12 protein-coding genes are annotated in these 15219 nt (G+C 38.7%); all 12 read left to right on the forward strand.

What is annotated here, in order from left to right; translation table 11 throughout:
- The first annotated feature begins 2 nt into the window (after positions 1 to 2).
- The 12 genes from dapA to yfmH all read left to right on the forward strand — a co-directional run bounded on the left by dapA (position 3) and on the right by yfmH (position 15157).
- Positions 3 to 869: a 4-hydroxy-tetrahydrodipicolinate synthase gene (dapA, locus tag RRV45_RS09645; RefSeq protein WP_315668597.1), complete on the forward strand. Its 867-nt coding sequence runs from the start codon at positions 3 to 5 to the stop codon at positions 867 to 869.
- Positions 870 to 1154: 285 nt separating this feature from the next.
- A complete protein-coding gene (locus RRV45_RS09650; RefSeq protein WP_315668598.1) occupies positions 1155 to 2822 on the forward strand; it encodes a ribonuclease J in 1668 nt (555 codons plus the stop codon).
- Between the two features lie 146 nt (positions 2823 to 2968).
- Positions 2969 to 3718, forward strand: coding sequence for a ClpP family protease (locus tag RRV45_RS09655; protein ID WP_315668599.1), 750 nt, complete (start codon positions 2969 to 2971; stop codon positions 3716 to 3718).
- On the forward strand, positions 3715 to 3933 hold the full coding sequence (locus RRV45_RS09660; protein WP_315668600.1) for a YlzJ-like family protein: 219 nt from the start codon (positions 3715 to 3717) through the stop codon (positions 3931 to 3933). The genes RRV45_RS09655 and RRV45_RS09660 overlap by 4 nt, the downstream gene beginning before the upstream one ends.
- A gap of 148 nt (positions 3934 to 4081) precedes the next feature.
- Positions 4082 to 6418 carry a DNA translocase FtsK gene (locus RRV45_RS09665; protein ID WP_315668601.1) on the forward strand — a complete coding sequence of 779 codons (2337 nt, stop codon included), beginning with the start codon at positions 4082 to 4084 and terminating at the stop codon, positions 6416 to 6418.
- 253 nt (positions 6419 to 6671) lie between these two features.
- Positions 6672 to 7397 (forward strand): GntR family transcriptional regulator, encoded by a 726-nt coding sequence (locus RRV45_RS09670; protein ID WP_315668602.1) that lies wholly within the window; start codon positions 6672 to 6674, stop codon positions 7395 to 7397.
- 82 nt (positions 7398 to 7479) lie between these two features.
- A complete protein-coding gene (locus tag RRV45_RS09675) occupies positions 7480 to 8586 on the forward strand; it encodes a BMP family lipoprotein (protein ID WP_315668603.1) in 1107 nt (368 codons plus the stop codon).
- A gap of 259 nt (positions 8587 to 8845) precedes the next feature.
- Complete coding sequence (locus RRV45_RS09680; protein ID WP_315668986.1) at positions 8846 to 10381, forward strand: ABC transporter ATP-binding protein; 1536 nt, start codon at positions 8846 to 8848, stop codon at positions 10379 to 10381.
- On the forward strand, positions 10374 to 11420 hold the full coding sequence (locus RRV45_RS09685) for an ABC transporter permease (RefSeq protein WP_315668604.1): 1047 nt from the start codon (positions 10374 to 10376) through the stop codon (positions 11418 to 11420). The genes RRV45_RS09680 and RRV45_RS09685 overlap by 8 nt, the downstream gene beginning before the upstream one ends.
- A gap of 15 nt (positions 11421 to 11435) precedes the next feature.
- Positions 11436 to 12380, forward strand: coding sequence for an ABC transporter permease (locus RRV45_RS09690; RefSeq protein WP_410489372.1), 945 nt, complete (start codon positions 11436 to 11438; stop codon positions 12378 to 12380).
- 207 nt (positions 12381 to 12587) lie between these two features.
- Positions 12588 to 13868 (forward strand): EF-P 5-aminopentanol modification-associated protein YfmF, encoded by a 1281-nt coding sequence (yfmF, locus tag RRV45_RS09695; RefSeq protein ID WP_315668607.1) that lies wholly within the window; start codon positions 12588 to 12590, stop codon positions 13866 to 13868.
- The gene (gene yfmH, locus RRV45_RS09700; protein ID WP_315668608.1) at positions 13868 to 15157 is read left to right on the forward strand and encodes an EF-P 5-aminopentanol modification-associated protein YfmH; all 1290 of its coding nucleotides are present in this window, start codon (positions 13868 to 13870) and stop codon (positions 15155 to 15157) included. Before yfmF ends, yfmH begins: the two co-directional genes overlap by 1 nt.
- The last annotated feature ends 62 nt before the right edge of the window (positions 15158 to 15219 follow it).

The following is a 15219-nucleotide window of genomic DNA, read 5'->3' on the forward strand; positions in this document are numbered from 1 at the left end:
CAATGATTCAGTTAGGCCGGGTTTCGACAGCGATGGTTACTCCATTTGATAGAAAGGGTCATATTGATTTCCCGAAAACTACTCAGCTTATTAATCATTTAATTGAAAATGGCACAGAATCTCTTATCGTAGCTGGGACTACAGGCGAGTCTCCTACCTTAACGAATGAAGAAAAAATCGCCTTATTCCAGCATGTGGTTAAAGTAGTCGACAAAAGAATTCCAGTTATTGCGGGAACAGGCAGTAATAACACATACGCTTCCATTGACTTAACAAAACGGGCAGAGCAAATAGGTGTTGACGGGATCATGGTTGTGGCACCCTATTACAACAGACCAAATCAAGCTGGACTTTTTCAGCATTTTAAAGCTATTGCTGAAAGTACGAAGCTGCCAGTGATGGTTTATAATATTCCAGGAAGAGCATCTGTCAACATTGAACCTGAAACCATTATCAGCCTATCTAAAATACAGAATATCTTTTCGGTGAAAGAAGCAAGCGGAAATTTAAATGCAATGGCCCGAATCATCTCAGAAACGGCTGAGGACTTTCAGCTTTACAGCGGGGATGATGGATTGACTATCCCTGTTCTGGCTATAGGCGGAATTGGTGTAGTCTCAGTGGCGTCCCATATTATTGGAAATGAAATGCAAGAGATGATTGGAGCATTTTTGAATGGAGAAATTGAAAAAGCGGCAAGTCTCCATCAAGACCTCCTCCCAATCATGGAAGGACTCTTCACAGCCCCAAGCCCTGTTCCGGTAAAAACAGCGTTACAATTAAAGGGATTAGATGTGGGTTCCGTAAGATTGCCGCTAGTACCGCTAACAGAGCAGGAAAGAAGTAGATTATCGGCTTTATTAAAATAAAAATATAATTTATGAGCCAGTCAGTTTTTTGCTGATTGGCTTTTTAATTTGGACTAGAATGGCCCCCTCCGCTTTTCTTCTTGTCTAGCTCCGGGGGCCATCGGCTCGAGGTCATAAGCCAAATCCTCACAAAAGGAAAGAACGCCTTTTGCAAGGCTTCGTCTTATGCTTGTCGCCGATAAGCGGGCCCCCTCCGCTTTTCTTCTTGTCATGGTTTTCTTTCTTCAAGTATAATATTGGTAACTGATCTAAGGTCGGGCAACTGAAAATAGGAGGATTTTAACATTGAACACTAGAAAGAATGAAAGCATCAAGATTGTGGCACTGGGGGGAGTAGGTGAATTTGGCAAGAATATGTACCTCGCGGAGGTAGATGAAGACATATATGTTTTAGATGCAGGATTCATGATACCGGAAAATGAAATGTTCGGAATAGATATTGTCATACCTGACTTCACTTATCTCGCACAAAATAAAGAAAGGGTTAAAGGAATCTTTTTGACACATGGTCATGAAGATCATATCGGTGCCCTATCATATATATTAAGAGATATTAATGTTCCTGTATATGGCACGAAGCTGACGCTTGCATTAGCAAAAGCGAAAATGAAAGAACAGGAATTTAAAGGTCAAATCAATTTTGTGGAGATTCATTCGGACTCTAAGATCGAATTTCAATCTGCGGACGTGTCATTTTTTCATACAACCCACAGCATTCCAGACAGCGTTGGAATTTGTATACATACTTCAGAGGGAAGTATCGTTTACACTGGGGATTTTAAATTTGATCAAGCGGCGACTTCTTATTACAAGCCTGAGATAGGAAAAATGGCGAGAATCGGTGAAGATGGTGTTCTTTGCTTGCTTTCTGACAGTACGGAGGCAGATAAACCGGGTCATACCCAATCGGAAGCCAAAGTAATCAGCCAAGTAACCGATGCCTTTTTTAATGCTCCAGGTCGAATCATCGCTGCATCTTTGGCATCTGATTTAATAAGAATTCAGCATATTTTTGATGCAGCCTATAAAAGCAGAAGAAAAGTTGCGATCCTTGGCAAATTCTCGCAATCAGCTTTCGGTATCGCACTTCAGCTTGGGTATTTACAGGTACCCGAGGAATTAATCATTCCCATTTCTGAAGTCAATCAATATCCGGATGATGAAATTGTTATTCTACTAACGGGATCCCAAGGAGAGCCCATTGAAGTTTTGCAAAAAATGTCCAAGCAGCTTCATAAGCAGATCAATATTAAACAGGGTGATACTGTCATGCTAACTGCCTTCCCTATTAGAGGGAGTGAGGTAATCATTTTTAAGACGACTGATATGCTTTTTCGTGCAGGAGCAAATGTTATTTCCGGAAAGGGTGCATTTGGCACATCAAGCCACGGAAGCCAGGAAGAGCTTAAATTTATGATTAATTTAATGCAGCCGAAATTCTTTATTCCTGTTCATGGTGAATATCGCATGTTAAAGGCACATGCCAAAGTTGCTTTGGAAACCGGTTTAACGAATGATCAAATATTCATCCCTGAAAAAGGCGAGGTTGCAGAAATAAAAGAAGGCCGAATTCGCCCCGCTGGCAGAATTCCATCGGGTAATGTTCTAATTGATGGAAGTGGAATCGGAGATGTCGGAAATATTGTATTAAGGGACAGGAAGCTCCTTTCCCAGGATGGGATATTACTTGTCGTTGTAACCTTAAATAAAAAGGAAAAAAGCATATGTGCTGGACCTGAAATTATTTCTAGAGGATTTGTCTACGTAAGAGAATCAGAGGAACTATTAATTGAGGCAACAAAGAAGGTCAGAGAAATTGTCGAAAAAAACATATCAAAAGAAACCTTCGATTGGTCAGGTATTAAGCAAGATATGAGAGATGTATTGAATCAGTATCTTTATGAAAAAACGAAACGAAGACCAATGATTTTACCTATTATTATGGAGGTTTAGAATCGAAGCACAGCTTTAGGCAGCTGTGCTTTTCGTATTATTAATGGGTATTAACCGAACACCGAATGAAAAAACTCCCAAAGTCCATACTAAACCCATATGGCTTTTTTGGTTCTTTAATTTGGCTTGAAGGGAGAAAATAAGATATGAATAATGATTATAAACAAAGCAGCTCTCAAAATGAGGAGCAGGACCAGCCGAAGGAAGGACAATCCTCAGGTCTTATTGAAAAAATTCAACAGTTAGGGCAAACGAATGTTCCGCAGCTGTCACAGGACTCAAAGATACACTGTTTAACGATTGTTGGTCAAATTGAGGGGCATCTTCAACTGCCTCCACAAAATAAAACAACGAAATATGAACACCTCATCCCCCAAATTGTTGCAATTGAGCAAAACCCAAAAATAGAAGGGCTATTAGTCATATTAAATACAGTAGGCGGAGATGTAGAAGCGGGTCTAGCCATATCAGAAATGCTAGCATCCTTATCAAAGCCAACTGTATCGATCGTGCTCGGCGGAGGGCATTCAATTGGAGTACCGATTGCTGTTTCATGTGACCATTCATTTATCGTTGAAAGCGCGACAATGACCATCCATCCGATTAGATTGACTGGCTTAGTGATTGGTGTGCCTCAAACCTTTGAATACTTAGATAAAATGCAAGAACGGGTCATTAATTTTGTTACGAAGAACTCTAATATTTCAGAGGAATATTTTAAGGAATTAATGTTTGCCAAAGGGAATTTAACGAGAGACATTGGCACGAATGTAGTAGGGAAAGATGCTGTTGAGTGCGGATTAATCGATAGCGTGGGCGGAATTGGTGCTGCAATGAAAAGGTTGAATGAATTGATAGACATTAATAAAAAGAAGAATGAAGGGATGGTCCAATGATCCTTTATACAATGATGCCGCAGGAGCTTATTTACCAAACGAACGAAAGTGAATTTGGAAAACAAAAAGTCGTATCTTATCAGGGAATTCCGGTGCTAGTGAACATGGATGAAGGCCAAACCGGCACAGTAATTCGTATTATGAGCAGTGATCCCGCTCATTTCATGGATGAAGCATGTTTTCCAGGGGCGAAAATTACTTTAACATTACAGTGAATGAAGACGATGTGTTATAATAGATTTAACTTCAGGGCAGCCAAAATATGGCTGCTTTCTTCTTTCAATACATAATATAAATATTCGGTGCATGTTTTATAAATCTATTGTTTAAGATGGAAATAAGAAGATAATACAAGGTGATCATATGGCCAAAAAGAAGCGAAGGCAATCTAGAAAAAAAGAAAATATTAAATCAACAATTAAGTTTGAGCTTATTGGTCTCGCGCTGCTTGCTTTAGGTGTTATTGCAATGGCAAAGCTAGGAAAAGCAGGGGATTGGACCGTGCTGTTTTTTCAGTTTTTCATGGGGGATTGGTATATATTAGGTGTTTTGGGCATGATCGTTTTTGCCAGTTATATCATGTGGAAAAGAACACTGCCAAATTTCTTTAGCACTAAATTGGTAGGCTGTTATTTAATCATTTGCTCTATTCTATTACTTAGTCATACTACCCATATTGAATTATTAACGAATAGCGGAAAGGTACAAAACCCAAGTGTGATTAAACAGACCTTCGAAATGTTTGAGATGGTAAGGAATAGTGAAACGAGCACAGAGAAATTATATGGAGGCATGATCGGAGCTATTCTTATTGCAGTATTCTTTTATTTATTCGATGTTGCTGGAGCCAAATTCATTGCTTTAATAATGATTATCATTGGAATTACATTAGTAACGGGCAGAACGTTTGGCGAGGCATTTGGAAAGCTTCTAACAGCTATTGGGAAATTTATGAAAAATCAATGGGATGCCTTCATTCTCGATATGAAAGAATGGGGCAGAAACCGTAAAGTGAAAAGAAGTTCAAGGCGTGAAAAGGCAAAAGAACAAAGAAGCAGGGCAGAGGAAGAGATTACAACAGAGCCCGTAATTAAAATTAATAGTGCGAGTGAGCAAAATGAAGATTCACATCCAGAACCTATAATTTCTAGTTTTGCTGAAAAGGCTATTTATGAACCAAATAAACAGGTGGAAATAGAAACAATAACAAGAGTGGCAAACCAGTCAGATCCAGAGTCAGGACCGCCTATCACATTCGCAGAAGTAGAAAACGTGGATTATGAATTGCCGCCTATTAATCTGCTTAAGCTGCCTAGACAAACAGATCAAAGCGGCGAATATGAGTTAATACATGCTAATGCAGCAAAGCTTGAAAGGACTTTTCAAAGTTTTGGCGTTAAAGCAAGAGTGACTCAGGTTCATCTAGGACCAGCTGTAACGAAATATGAGGTGCATCCAGATGTGGGAGTTAAGGTCAGTAAGATTGTTAGTTTGCATGATGATTTGGCCCTGGCGCTTGCAGCAAAGGACATTAGAATCGAGGCCCCGATTCCTGGGAAATCTGCGATTGGGATTGAAGTGCCAAATTCTGAAGTCGCAATGGTTTCGCTTAGAGAAGTCATTGAAGCAAACCAATATGAGAGGCCAGATTCAAAGCTATTAATTGGATTAGGCCGAGATATTACGGGTGAATCAGTTTTAGCAGAATTAAATAAAATGCCCCATCTATTAGTGGCTGGTGCAACTGGCAGCGGTAAAAGTGTGTGCATTAACGGAATCATCACAAGTGTATTAATGCGGGCAAAGCCGCATGAAGTGAAATTAATGATGATTGACCCCAAAATGGTTGAATTGAATGTATATAATGGGGTCCCACACTTGCTTGCTCCTGTTGTTACGGATCCAAAAAAAGCATCACAGGCACTAAAAAAAGTTGTGAATGAAATGGAAAGACGCTATGAGCTATTTTCACATACAGGAACAAGAAATATTGAAGGATATAATGAATACGTAAAAAGACATAATGCGGAAGAAGAAGCACAGCAGCCGCTGCTGCCATACATCGTTGTGATTGTGGACGAGCTTGCTGATTTAATGATGGTAGCATCCTCTGATGTAGAAGATGCAATCACTAGGCTTGCTCAAATGGCGCGTGCAGCTGGAATACATTTAATCATTGCTACCCAGCGTCCTTCTGTAGATGTCATTACAGGTGTTATTAAGGCGAATATACCTTCTAGGATTGCCTTTGCTGTTTCCTCTGCAACTGATTCAAGAACCATTCTTGATATGGGTGGAGCGGAGAAGTTGCTAGGCAGAGGAGATATGCTCTTCCTTCCAGTTGGTGCTTCTAAGCCTGTTCGGATTCAAGGTGCTTTTTTATCAGATGAAGAAGTTGAGGATGTCGTTAATTTTGTTATCGAACAGCAGAAGGCACAATATCAAGAAGAGATGATTCCAGATGAAATACCGGAAACAACGTCAGAAGTTGATGATGACTTATACGAAGAAGCAGTTGAACTTATATTAGAAATGCAAACAGCTTCTGTCTCTATGCTGCAGCGCAGATTTCGAATTGGCTATACGCGAGCTGCCCGCCTCATTGATGAAATGGAAGCAAGAGGAATCGTTGGTCCTTATGAAGGCAGTAAGCCACGGGCTGTACTGCTTGGCAAGCCATCTGAGGAAGCTAGCTCATAGAACTTTTTCTGAAAGACTCGTTTTTGCTAAAACGGGTCTTTTTGGCAGGAAATAAAACTTTATTAAAAAATGTGTTATACTAATATAATTACAATCTGATGGCGTCCTACCAACTGTTTGACGCGTTTTTTACTATTTTTTAATAATTTCTGTTTCATTATTAACTAAAAAATGATATAGTATTTTCGATTAGTAGGAAAGATTGAACATCAGAGGTCTGATGTCTCCGAGAAAAATGGTTGGAGGAACCTGCATGTCCATAAAGTCAGATAACCGGCATTTATATTTACAAGTGATTGATCGCTTAAAGCAAGACATTGAAGATGGAAGATACAAAGAAAAAGAGAAGCTTCCGTCTGAATTTGATCTCGCAAAACAACTTGGCGTCAGTAGAGCAACTCTTCGTGAAGCGCTTCGTATTCTGGAAGAAGAAAACGTTATCATTCGCAGGCATGGGGTTGGGACCTTTGTAAATGCAAAGCCGTTGTTCACATCGGGAATCGAACAATTAAATAGTGTTACTGACATGATATTGAATGCAGGAATGAAGCCGGGAACCATTTTCTTAAGCTCATCTACAATTGGACCGACTGAAGAAGATATTCGCCGCTTTTCATGTTCTGAGGAAGAGGAAATAGCTGTGATTGAGAGGGTAAGAACCGCTAACGGTGAACCTGTGGTGTATTGTATTGATAAAATTCCAGTTTCAATTCTCACTGATACATTCACTCATGAGCAGGAATCATTATTGAGTTTACTGGAAAAAAGAGCAAATCGAAAAATTACATATGCAATCACCCAAATTATACCGCTCGGTTATCATGAAAAAGTTTCCCCGATCCTAGAGTGTGATCCTGAAACTGCTTTGCTCGTTTTGAAGCAAATGCATTTTGATGAAGCGGATGAACCCATTCTTTATTCAGTCAATTATTTTAGAGCGGATAAGTTTAGCTTCCATGTTCTTAGGAAAAGGTTATAGTTCACTCCTAGGAAAAATAAGCTATTAGTAGCTCTAAGGCTTTTCTACTATCAGATTATTATAATTATAGGGGGTCAATACATTGAAAAAGCGAAAATTTGGTTTAGCGCTATCTCTAGTGCTAGCAGCTGGAACAATATTAGGTGCTTGTGGAAAGTCGGATGAAAAAGATGGCGACACAGCTAAAACAGAAAATAATGAAAGTGCTTTCTCTGTTGCCATGGTAACAGATGTTGGTGGGGTAGATGATAAATCATTTAACCAATCAGCTTGGGAAGGTCTTAAGGAGTTTGGAAAGAATCACGGACTCGAAAAAGGGAAAGGCGGATTTGACTATCTGCAATCTAAATCAGATGCTGACTACTCCACTAACTTAAATAAACTTTCTCGTGAAGGGTTTAATTTAGTATTTGGTGTTGGCTTCCTAATGGTAGAAGATATTAATAAAATTGCTGAGCAGCAAAAGGACACTCATTTCGGGATTATTGATGGTGTTGTAGAACAGCCAAACGTTGTAAGTGTACTGTTTAAAGAGCAGGAAGCGGCATTCCTTGCAGGGGTAGCTGCTGCAAAAGCAACCAAATCTAATCAAATTGGCTTTATTGGCGGAATGGAAATTCCAGTAATTGAGCGTTTCGAATCGGGCTTCTTAGCTGGTGTACAATCTGTTAACCCTGATATTAAAGTAAATGTTCACTATACAGGAGCTTTTGATAAGGCTGAACTTGGAAAAACGACTGCTGCACAAATGTATTCTTCAGGTGTTGACGTTATTTTCCACGCTGCAGGCGGTACTGGTAATGGATTATTTACAGAAGCAAAAGATCTTAAGAAGAAAGATCCTGCAAGAGAAATTTGGGCAATTGGTGTTGACTCTGATCAGACTCTAGAAGGTGTCGTTGAAATTGACGGCAAAAATCATAACGTTATCCTTACATCTGCTATGAAAGGTGTAAAAACTGCTGTAATGGATATTTCTGAAAAATCAAAGGCTGGAAACTTCCCTGGCGGTGAAACATTAATATACGGTTTAGCTGAGGAAGGTGTAAATTTAGCGCCAATTAATGAAGAAATCGCTAATAAGGCTGATATTGAAGCCGCTGTAGGTGAATGGTCAGAAAAAATTAAGAGCGGTGAGATTACAGTTCCTGGTACTTTAGATGAGCTTGAAAACTTTAAAGTACAATAAGTAGAAATGTATTGGAGTTAGAAACTTCACATACTTGAAAAATGTAAATCTACTAATTTTTAATGAGGAATAAGCGGGTTTGTTAACCGGCCCCTTATTCCTTTTTTGAATTCAATGGAAATTTAATTGAAATGTAGAACAGATTTTTTTCTACATTTCAATTAAGGTTTTATTGGACTAAGTGATATATAAGTTATCAAAAAGGTCTGACATCTTACTACCAATACTTTCCTTTTATCTTGAGCAAGGAGTGAAAATGATGGAATATGTTATTGAAATGCTCAATATTCGTAAAGAATTTCCAGGGATTGTTGCAAACGACAACATCACCCTTCAATTAAAAAAAGGTGAAATTCATGCTTTATTAGGTGAAAATGGAGCAGGGAAATCAACGCTAATGAATGTCCTTTTCGGATTGTACCAGCCAGAAGCGGGTGAGATCCGTGTAAAGGGAAAACCCGTAAAAATTACAAATCCTAATATTGCAAATGACTTGGGAATTGGAATGGTGCATCAGCACTTTATGCTTGTTGATCCTTTTACGGTAACGGAAAATATCATTCTTGGAAAAGAAACGACAGCTGGCGGAAAGATTGATATAAAAAAAGCTGAAAAAGAAGTAAGAGAAATCTCTGAAAAATACGGCTTAGCAGTTGATCCTAAGGCGAAGATTGCTGATATTTCCGTAGGGATGCAGCAACGGGTTGAAATCTTAAAAACATTATATCGCGGTGCGGAGATTCTTATTTTCGATGAACCTACTGCCGTACTAACACCTCAGGAAATTCATGAGTTAATTCAAATAATGAAAGCATTAATTAATGAAGGTAAATCAATCATTTTAATTACTCATAAATTGAAAGAAATTATGGAGGTTTGTGATCGAGTAACCGTTATTCGAAAGGGCGTTGGCATTGGAACAGTAAATGTCAGCGAAACAAATCCGAATGAGCTAGCCAGTTTAATGGTTGGCCGAGAAGTTGTTTTTAAGACGGAAAAGAAAGAAGCACAGCCTGAGCAGGATGTACTCGTTATTAATGATCTCCATGTTAAGGATTCTCGCGGACTCCCAGCGGTAGAAGGATTAAATCTAACAGTTAAAGCTGGTGAGATATTAGGAATTGCCGGTGTAGATGGGAATGGACAAACAGAATTACTTGAGGCCATCACAGGCCTTAGGAAGTCTGAAAGTGGTTCTATAAAGCTTAATGACAAGGAAATTAGAAATCAACCACCTAGAAAAGTGACTGAAACTGGAATAGGCCATATTCCTCAGGATCGTCATAAGCATGGGCTTGTGCTCGATTTTCCAATCGGAGAAAATATGGTTCTGCAAACCTATTACCAACAGCCCTATTCAAAAAATGGTGTATTAAGCTTTAAAGAAATTTATAAAAAGGCAAAAGGATTAATCCAAGAATATGATGTTCGAACTCCAAGTGAGTTTACACTAGCCCGCGCATTGTCTGGGGGTAACCAGCAAAAGGCAATCATTGGCCGTGAAATTGATCGGAATCCAGATTTGCTTATTGCAGCCCAGCCTACACGGGGATTAGATGTTGGTGCAATTGAGTTTATTCACCAACGCCTTATTGATCAGCGAGATCAAGGTAAAGCAGTCTTACTCATTTCTTTTGAACTCGATGAAATTTTAAATGTGAGTGACCGGATTGCCGTTATCTATGAAGGGAAAATTGTTGCCATTGTTGATCCTAAACAAACGACAGAACAAGAATTAGGATTGTTAATGGCTGGTTCGAAACGAAAGGAAGCAGGTGAAAAAGCCGATGTCTAATCGCTTGAAAAATATGATTGTTCCCCTTTTAGCTGTTTTATTAGGGATGATTGCCGGAACCATTATTATGATTGCTACCGGCTATAATGCTGGTGATGCATTCTATGCACTTTGGGATGGGGCTTTCGGTGATATATATTATTTTGGGGAAACCATTAGACAGGTGACACCATATATACTCGCTGGACTTGCCGTTGCTTTTGCATTCAAAACGGGATTGTTTAATATCGGAGTAGAAGGACAGCTAATTGTCGGGTGGCTTGCAGCCGTTTGGGTAGGGTTCGCATTTGATCTCCCTAAGATTATTCATTTGCCTTTAGCTGTTTTAGCCGCTGCAGCTGCTGGAGCACTTTGGGCATTTATACCTGGTTTTTTAAAAGCCCGTTTCCGTGTTCACGAAGTTATTGTTACCATTATGTTGAACTATGTAGCATTACATGTATCAAACTATTTCGTTCGTTCGGTTTTTTCTGAAAAGAGTGATCGCACACCTAATATCCATGAAACTGCTTCTTTGCGTTCTCCTTTTCTAGAAGGCCTGACTGATTTCTCTCGCTTACATTGGGGTATAGTAATTGCTCTTTTCTGTGCACTTTTAATGTGGTTTATTCTGGAGAAAACGACTAGGGGATATGAATTAAAATCAGTTGGTTTTAATCAGCATGCCTCTGAATATGCCGGTATGAATGTTCGCTCTAATATTATTTTATCAATGGTGATTTCGGGTTCCTTTGCAGGACTAGCGGGCGCAATGGAAGGGCTTGGCACCTTTGGCTATACAGCGGTAAAGGGCGGGTTCACAGGAGTAGGATTTGATGGAATTGCTGTAGCCCTGCTCGGTGCAAACGGGCCTATTGGCATTATCTTAGCGGCTATATTATTTGGCGCTTTAAAGGTAGGGGCGTTAAATATGCCACTTGAAGCAGGCGTGCCAAATGAACTTGTTGATATTATTATCGCCTTAATTGTCTTCTTTGTAGCAGCTAGTTATATGATTAGAATCTTCATTGATCGTATTGGTAAAAAGGGGGTGAAGTAAGTGGGCATCATCGATATGTTAGCAATCATAATTCCCTCAACAATGCTTTGGGCAGCACCACTTATTTTCACAGCATTAGGCGGAACCTTTTCAGAGCGTTCAGGGGTTATTAATATTGGTCTTGAAGGATTAATGGTTATCGGTGCATTTTCAGCTATTGTCTTTAACCTAACGTTCGCAAGCACCTTTGGAAGCTTTACTCCATGGGTTTCGTTACTTGCAGCAATGGTTATCGGAGCATTGCTTTCGGCTTTCCACGCCGTTGCATCGATTACTTTTAGAGCGGACCAGACTGTCTCAGGTGTTGCTATAAATCTTTTGGCTGTCGGAGCAGCGTTGTTCCTAGTTAAGTTTATTTATGGTAAAGGTCAAACGGATGCTATTCAAAAAGGCTTCCATAAGATTGACATTCCCATTTTAGGTGATATTCCTCTTATAGGGAGATTGTTTTTCTCAAATACGTATTACACTTCTTATGTAGCGATCATAGCTGCCATTATTGTGTGGTATGTTATTTTTAAAACCCCTTTCGGATTAAGATTGCGAGCTGTCGGTGAACACCCAATGGCTGCTGATACAACGGGGGTAAATGTAACAAAAATTCGTTATATCGCTGTAATCCTTTCTGGTGCCCTTGGCGGAATCGGGGGAGGCATCTATGCTCAATCGATTACTTCCGACTTTAGCCATGCGACTATTAGCGGTCAAGGTTTTATGGCATTAGCAGCAATGATTTTCGGTAAATGGCATCCACTTGGGGCTATGGGTGCTGCTTTGTTCTTCGGATTTGCTCAAAGCTTAAGTATTATCGGATCAAGCTTGCCTTTCTTGGAAAATATTCCGAATGTCTATTTATTAATTGCTCCATATTTGTTAACAATTCTAGCCTTAACAGGATTTATCGGACGTGCCGATGCGCCGAAAGCTTCAGGTGTCCCATATATTAAAGGAACACGTTAATTTGCTTAAGACCTCATTTTTTGGGGTCTTTTTTTCGTACCCGGTATCACAATTACCATTTAAGTTAATAACTTGAAATATGGAATTGGGGCAAGTTATATTTAGAATATGTTTATTTCAAAAAGTTTGTGGAAAATAACCAATGTTAAGTTACATAAGATAGTAAAGCAAATAATAATTATATTAGGATGATTGGGAGGACAGAATATGGAAATTTTATCAGAAGCCGTTAAACCAATGAATGGCTATAATCTTCATATTGTAAACACCGAAAAATATAAAACCAATACTTTAGTTTGGAAAATGAAAGCCCCGCTAAATAAAGAATTTTCAACCCATAGGGCTTTACTTCCGTATGTTCTGCAGAGCAGCAGTGAAAAATATCCTACCACCGGGAAGCTCCGTTCTTATCTAGATGAGCTTTATGGAGCAACCTTTTTTGTGGACCTGTCCAAAAAAGGAGAATACCACATTATTAGTTTTTCAATGGAAATCGCAAATGAAAAATTTTTATCAGATCATACCCCTCTTTTAAAAGAAGCATTTCAATTTTTATCAGAAATTTTAACAAAACCAAATGTTCAAGGAAATGCTTTTGATACAGATACTGTAGAGAATGAAAAAAGGACATTAAAGCAAAGGATTCAATCTGTATATGATGATAAAATGCGCTACTCCAACTTTCGTCTCGTTCAAGAAATGTGCAAGGAGGAGCCGTATTCACTGCATGTTCATGGAGAAAAGGAAGATGTTGACCCGATTACCCCTGAAGGTCTTTACGAGTACTATCAGAATGCTTTAAATCAAGATGAGATGGACCTTTATGTGATAGGGGACGTAAATCAGGATGAAGTAGAGGCTATTGCACAGGAACTATTGCAATTTACGGATCGGACTCCACAGGTTATCCATTCTTCAGCATTCAAAGAAAAGAATGATGTTCATGAAGTAATCGAAAACCAGGATGTAAAGCAAGGGAAATTAAATATTGGCTACCGGACAAATATTGTTTATGGGGATGAGGATTACTACGCTTTACAAGTTTATAACGGAATTTTTGGCGGCTTCTCACATTCCAAGCTATTTATTAATGTAAGGGAAAAAGCGAGTCTTGCTTATTACGCGGCAAGCAGGTTAGAGAGCCATAAAGGCTTATTAATGGTGATGACAGGAATTGATAATAAAAATTATGATCAGGCTGTCAGTATTATTCATGCGCAAATTGAGGCGATGAAAAATGGTGATTTCACGGAAGAGGAATTAAACCAGACGAAGGCAGTTATTAAAAATCAGCTGCTCGAGACCATTGATACATCTAGAGGGATAGTTGAGGTCCTTTATCATAACGTAGTATCCCAAAAAGATATATTCATCCAAGATTGGATGGATAAAATGGATCTTGCTTCAAAGGACGATATTGTTGCGGTTGCCAATAAGATCACTTTAGATACGATTTATTTTTTAACTGGGAAGGAGGCAGGAATGTAATGGAAAAAATTACATTTGAACAGCTAAAGGAAGAATTATTTTTTGAGAAACTTGATAATGGTTTAGATGTGTACATCCTGCCAAAAGCTGGTTTTAATAAAACTTATGCGACTTTTACAACGAAATACGGGTCCATTGACAATCATTTCCTTCCTCAAGGGAAAAAGGAGTATGTGAAAGTTCCCGATGGGATTGCTCACTTTTTAGAGCATAAGCTTTTTGAGAAAGAGGATGGAGATGTCTTTCAGCAATTTAGCAGGCAGGGAGCATCGGCTAATGCATTTACATCTTTCACAAGAACTGCTTACTTATTTTCGAGTACATCAAATGTAGAAAAAAATCTTGACACTTTAATTGATTTTGTTCAATATCCATATTTTACAGAACAAACAGTTGAGAAAGAAAAGGGAATCATCGGACAGGAAATTACGATGTATGATGATAATCCTGACTGGCGGTTGTATTTTGGTTTAATTGAAAATATGTATCAGCAACATCCGGTGAAAATTGATATTGCTGGAACGGTTGACACGATTTCTCATATTACGAAAGACCTGCTTTATGAGTGCTATCATACGTTCTACCACCCAAGTAATATGCTATTATTTATTGTAGGACCTGTAAATCCAGTCAATATTATGAAGCAAATTAAGGATAACCAATCATCTAAAGATTACAAGCAATTGCCAGAAATTCATCGTAAATTGGAAGAAGAGCCTGAACAGGTTGCAAAGAAGAAGCAAGTGTTGCAAATGAATGTTCAAACATCCAAATGCTTAGTGGGTATAAAGGCGAAGAATGTGAATAAGTCTGGCGAGGAATTATTGAAAACAGAGCTAAGTTTAAACGTTATGCTCGACATTATATTTGGTAAAAGCTCTGACCATTATAGTACTTTATATAAACAAGGGTTAATTGACGATACGTTCTCGTTTGATTATACCCAGGAAAACAGTTTTGGATTTGCTATGGTCGGCGGAGATACAAATGATCCGGATAAGCTTGCCCAATCAATAATGAAAATTCTATTAAAAATGAAGGAAAAGGGAGCCATTTCAGAAGAGAGCCTTGAACGAACGAAAAAGAAAAAGATTGGCGCCTTTCTGCGGGCAATAAACTCACCCGAATATATTGCGAATCAATTTACAAGATATGCCTTTAATGAAATGAATTTATTTGATGTGGTTACAACCCTTGAAGCTATAAAAATAGAGGATATAGAAAGCATAGCAAGTGAATTTATTTCAGAAGAAAGATTTTCTGTTTGTCAAGTTGTCCCGAAAAGTTGATTAACAAAAACAATATGACGATAATAAAGAGAAAGCGCTTCTTCATATTAGCGCTTTCTTTC

It is taken from the genome of Bacillus sp. DTU_2020_1000418_1_SI_GHA_SEK_038 (genome assembly GCF_032341175.1).
In the GTDB taxonomy this organism is placed as follows: domain Bacteria; phylum Bacillota; class Bacilli; order Bacillales; family Cytobacillaceae; genus Cytobacillus.

Excerpts from the sequence above, each read along its gene's own strand:
- RRV45_RS09655 (WP_315668599.1), top strand. The coding sequence starts at position 2,969 with ATGAATAATGATTATAAACAAAGCAGCTCTCAAAATGAGGAGCAGGAC.
- RRV45_RS09685 (WP_315668604.1), top strand. The coding sequence starts at position 10,374 with ATGTCTAATCGCTTGAAAAATATGATTGTTCCCCTTTTAGCTGTTTTA.
- RRV45_RS09670 (WP_315668602.1), top strand. The coding sequence starts at position 6,672 with ATGTCCATAAAGTCAGATAACCGGCATTTATATTTACAAGTGATTGAT.
- RRV45_RS09680 (WP_315668986.1), top strand. The coding sequence starts at position 8,846 with ATGGAATATGTTATTGAAATGCTCAATATTCGTAAAGAATTTCCAGGG.
- yfmF (WP_315668607.1), top strand. The coding sequence starts at position 12,588 with ATGGAAATTTTATCAGAAGCCGTTAAACCAATGAATGGCTATAATCTT.
- yfmH (WP_315668608.1), top strand. The coding sequence starts at position 13,868 with ATGGAAAAAATTACATTTGAACAGCTAAAGGAAGAATTATTTTTTGAG.
- dapA (WP_315668597.1), top strand. The coding sequence starts at position 3 with ATGATTCAGTTAGGCCGGGTTTCGACAGCGATGGTTACTCCATTTGAT.
- RRV45_RS09665 (WP_315668601.1), top strand. The coding sequence starts at position 4,082 with ATGGCCAAAAAGAAGCGAAGGCAATCTAGAAAAAAAGAAAATATTAAA.
- RRV45_RS09660 (WP_315668600.1), top strand. The coding sequence starts at position 3,715 with ATGATCCTTTATACAATGATGCCGCAGGAGCTTATTTACCAAACGAAC.
- RRV45_RS09690 (WP_410489372.1), top strand. The coding sequence starts at position 11,436 with ATGTTAGCAATCATAATTCCCTCAACAATGCTTTGGGCAGCACCACTT.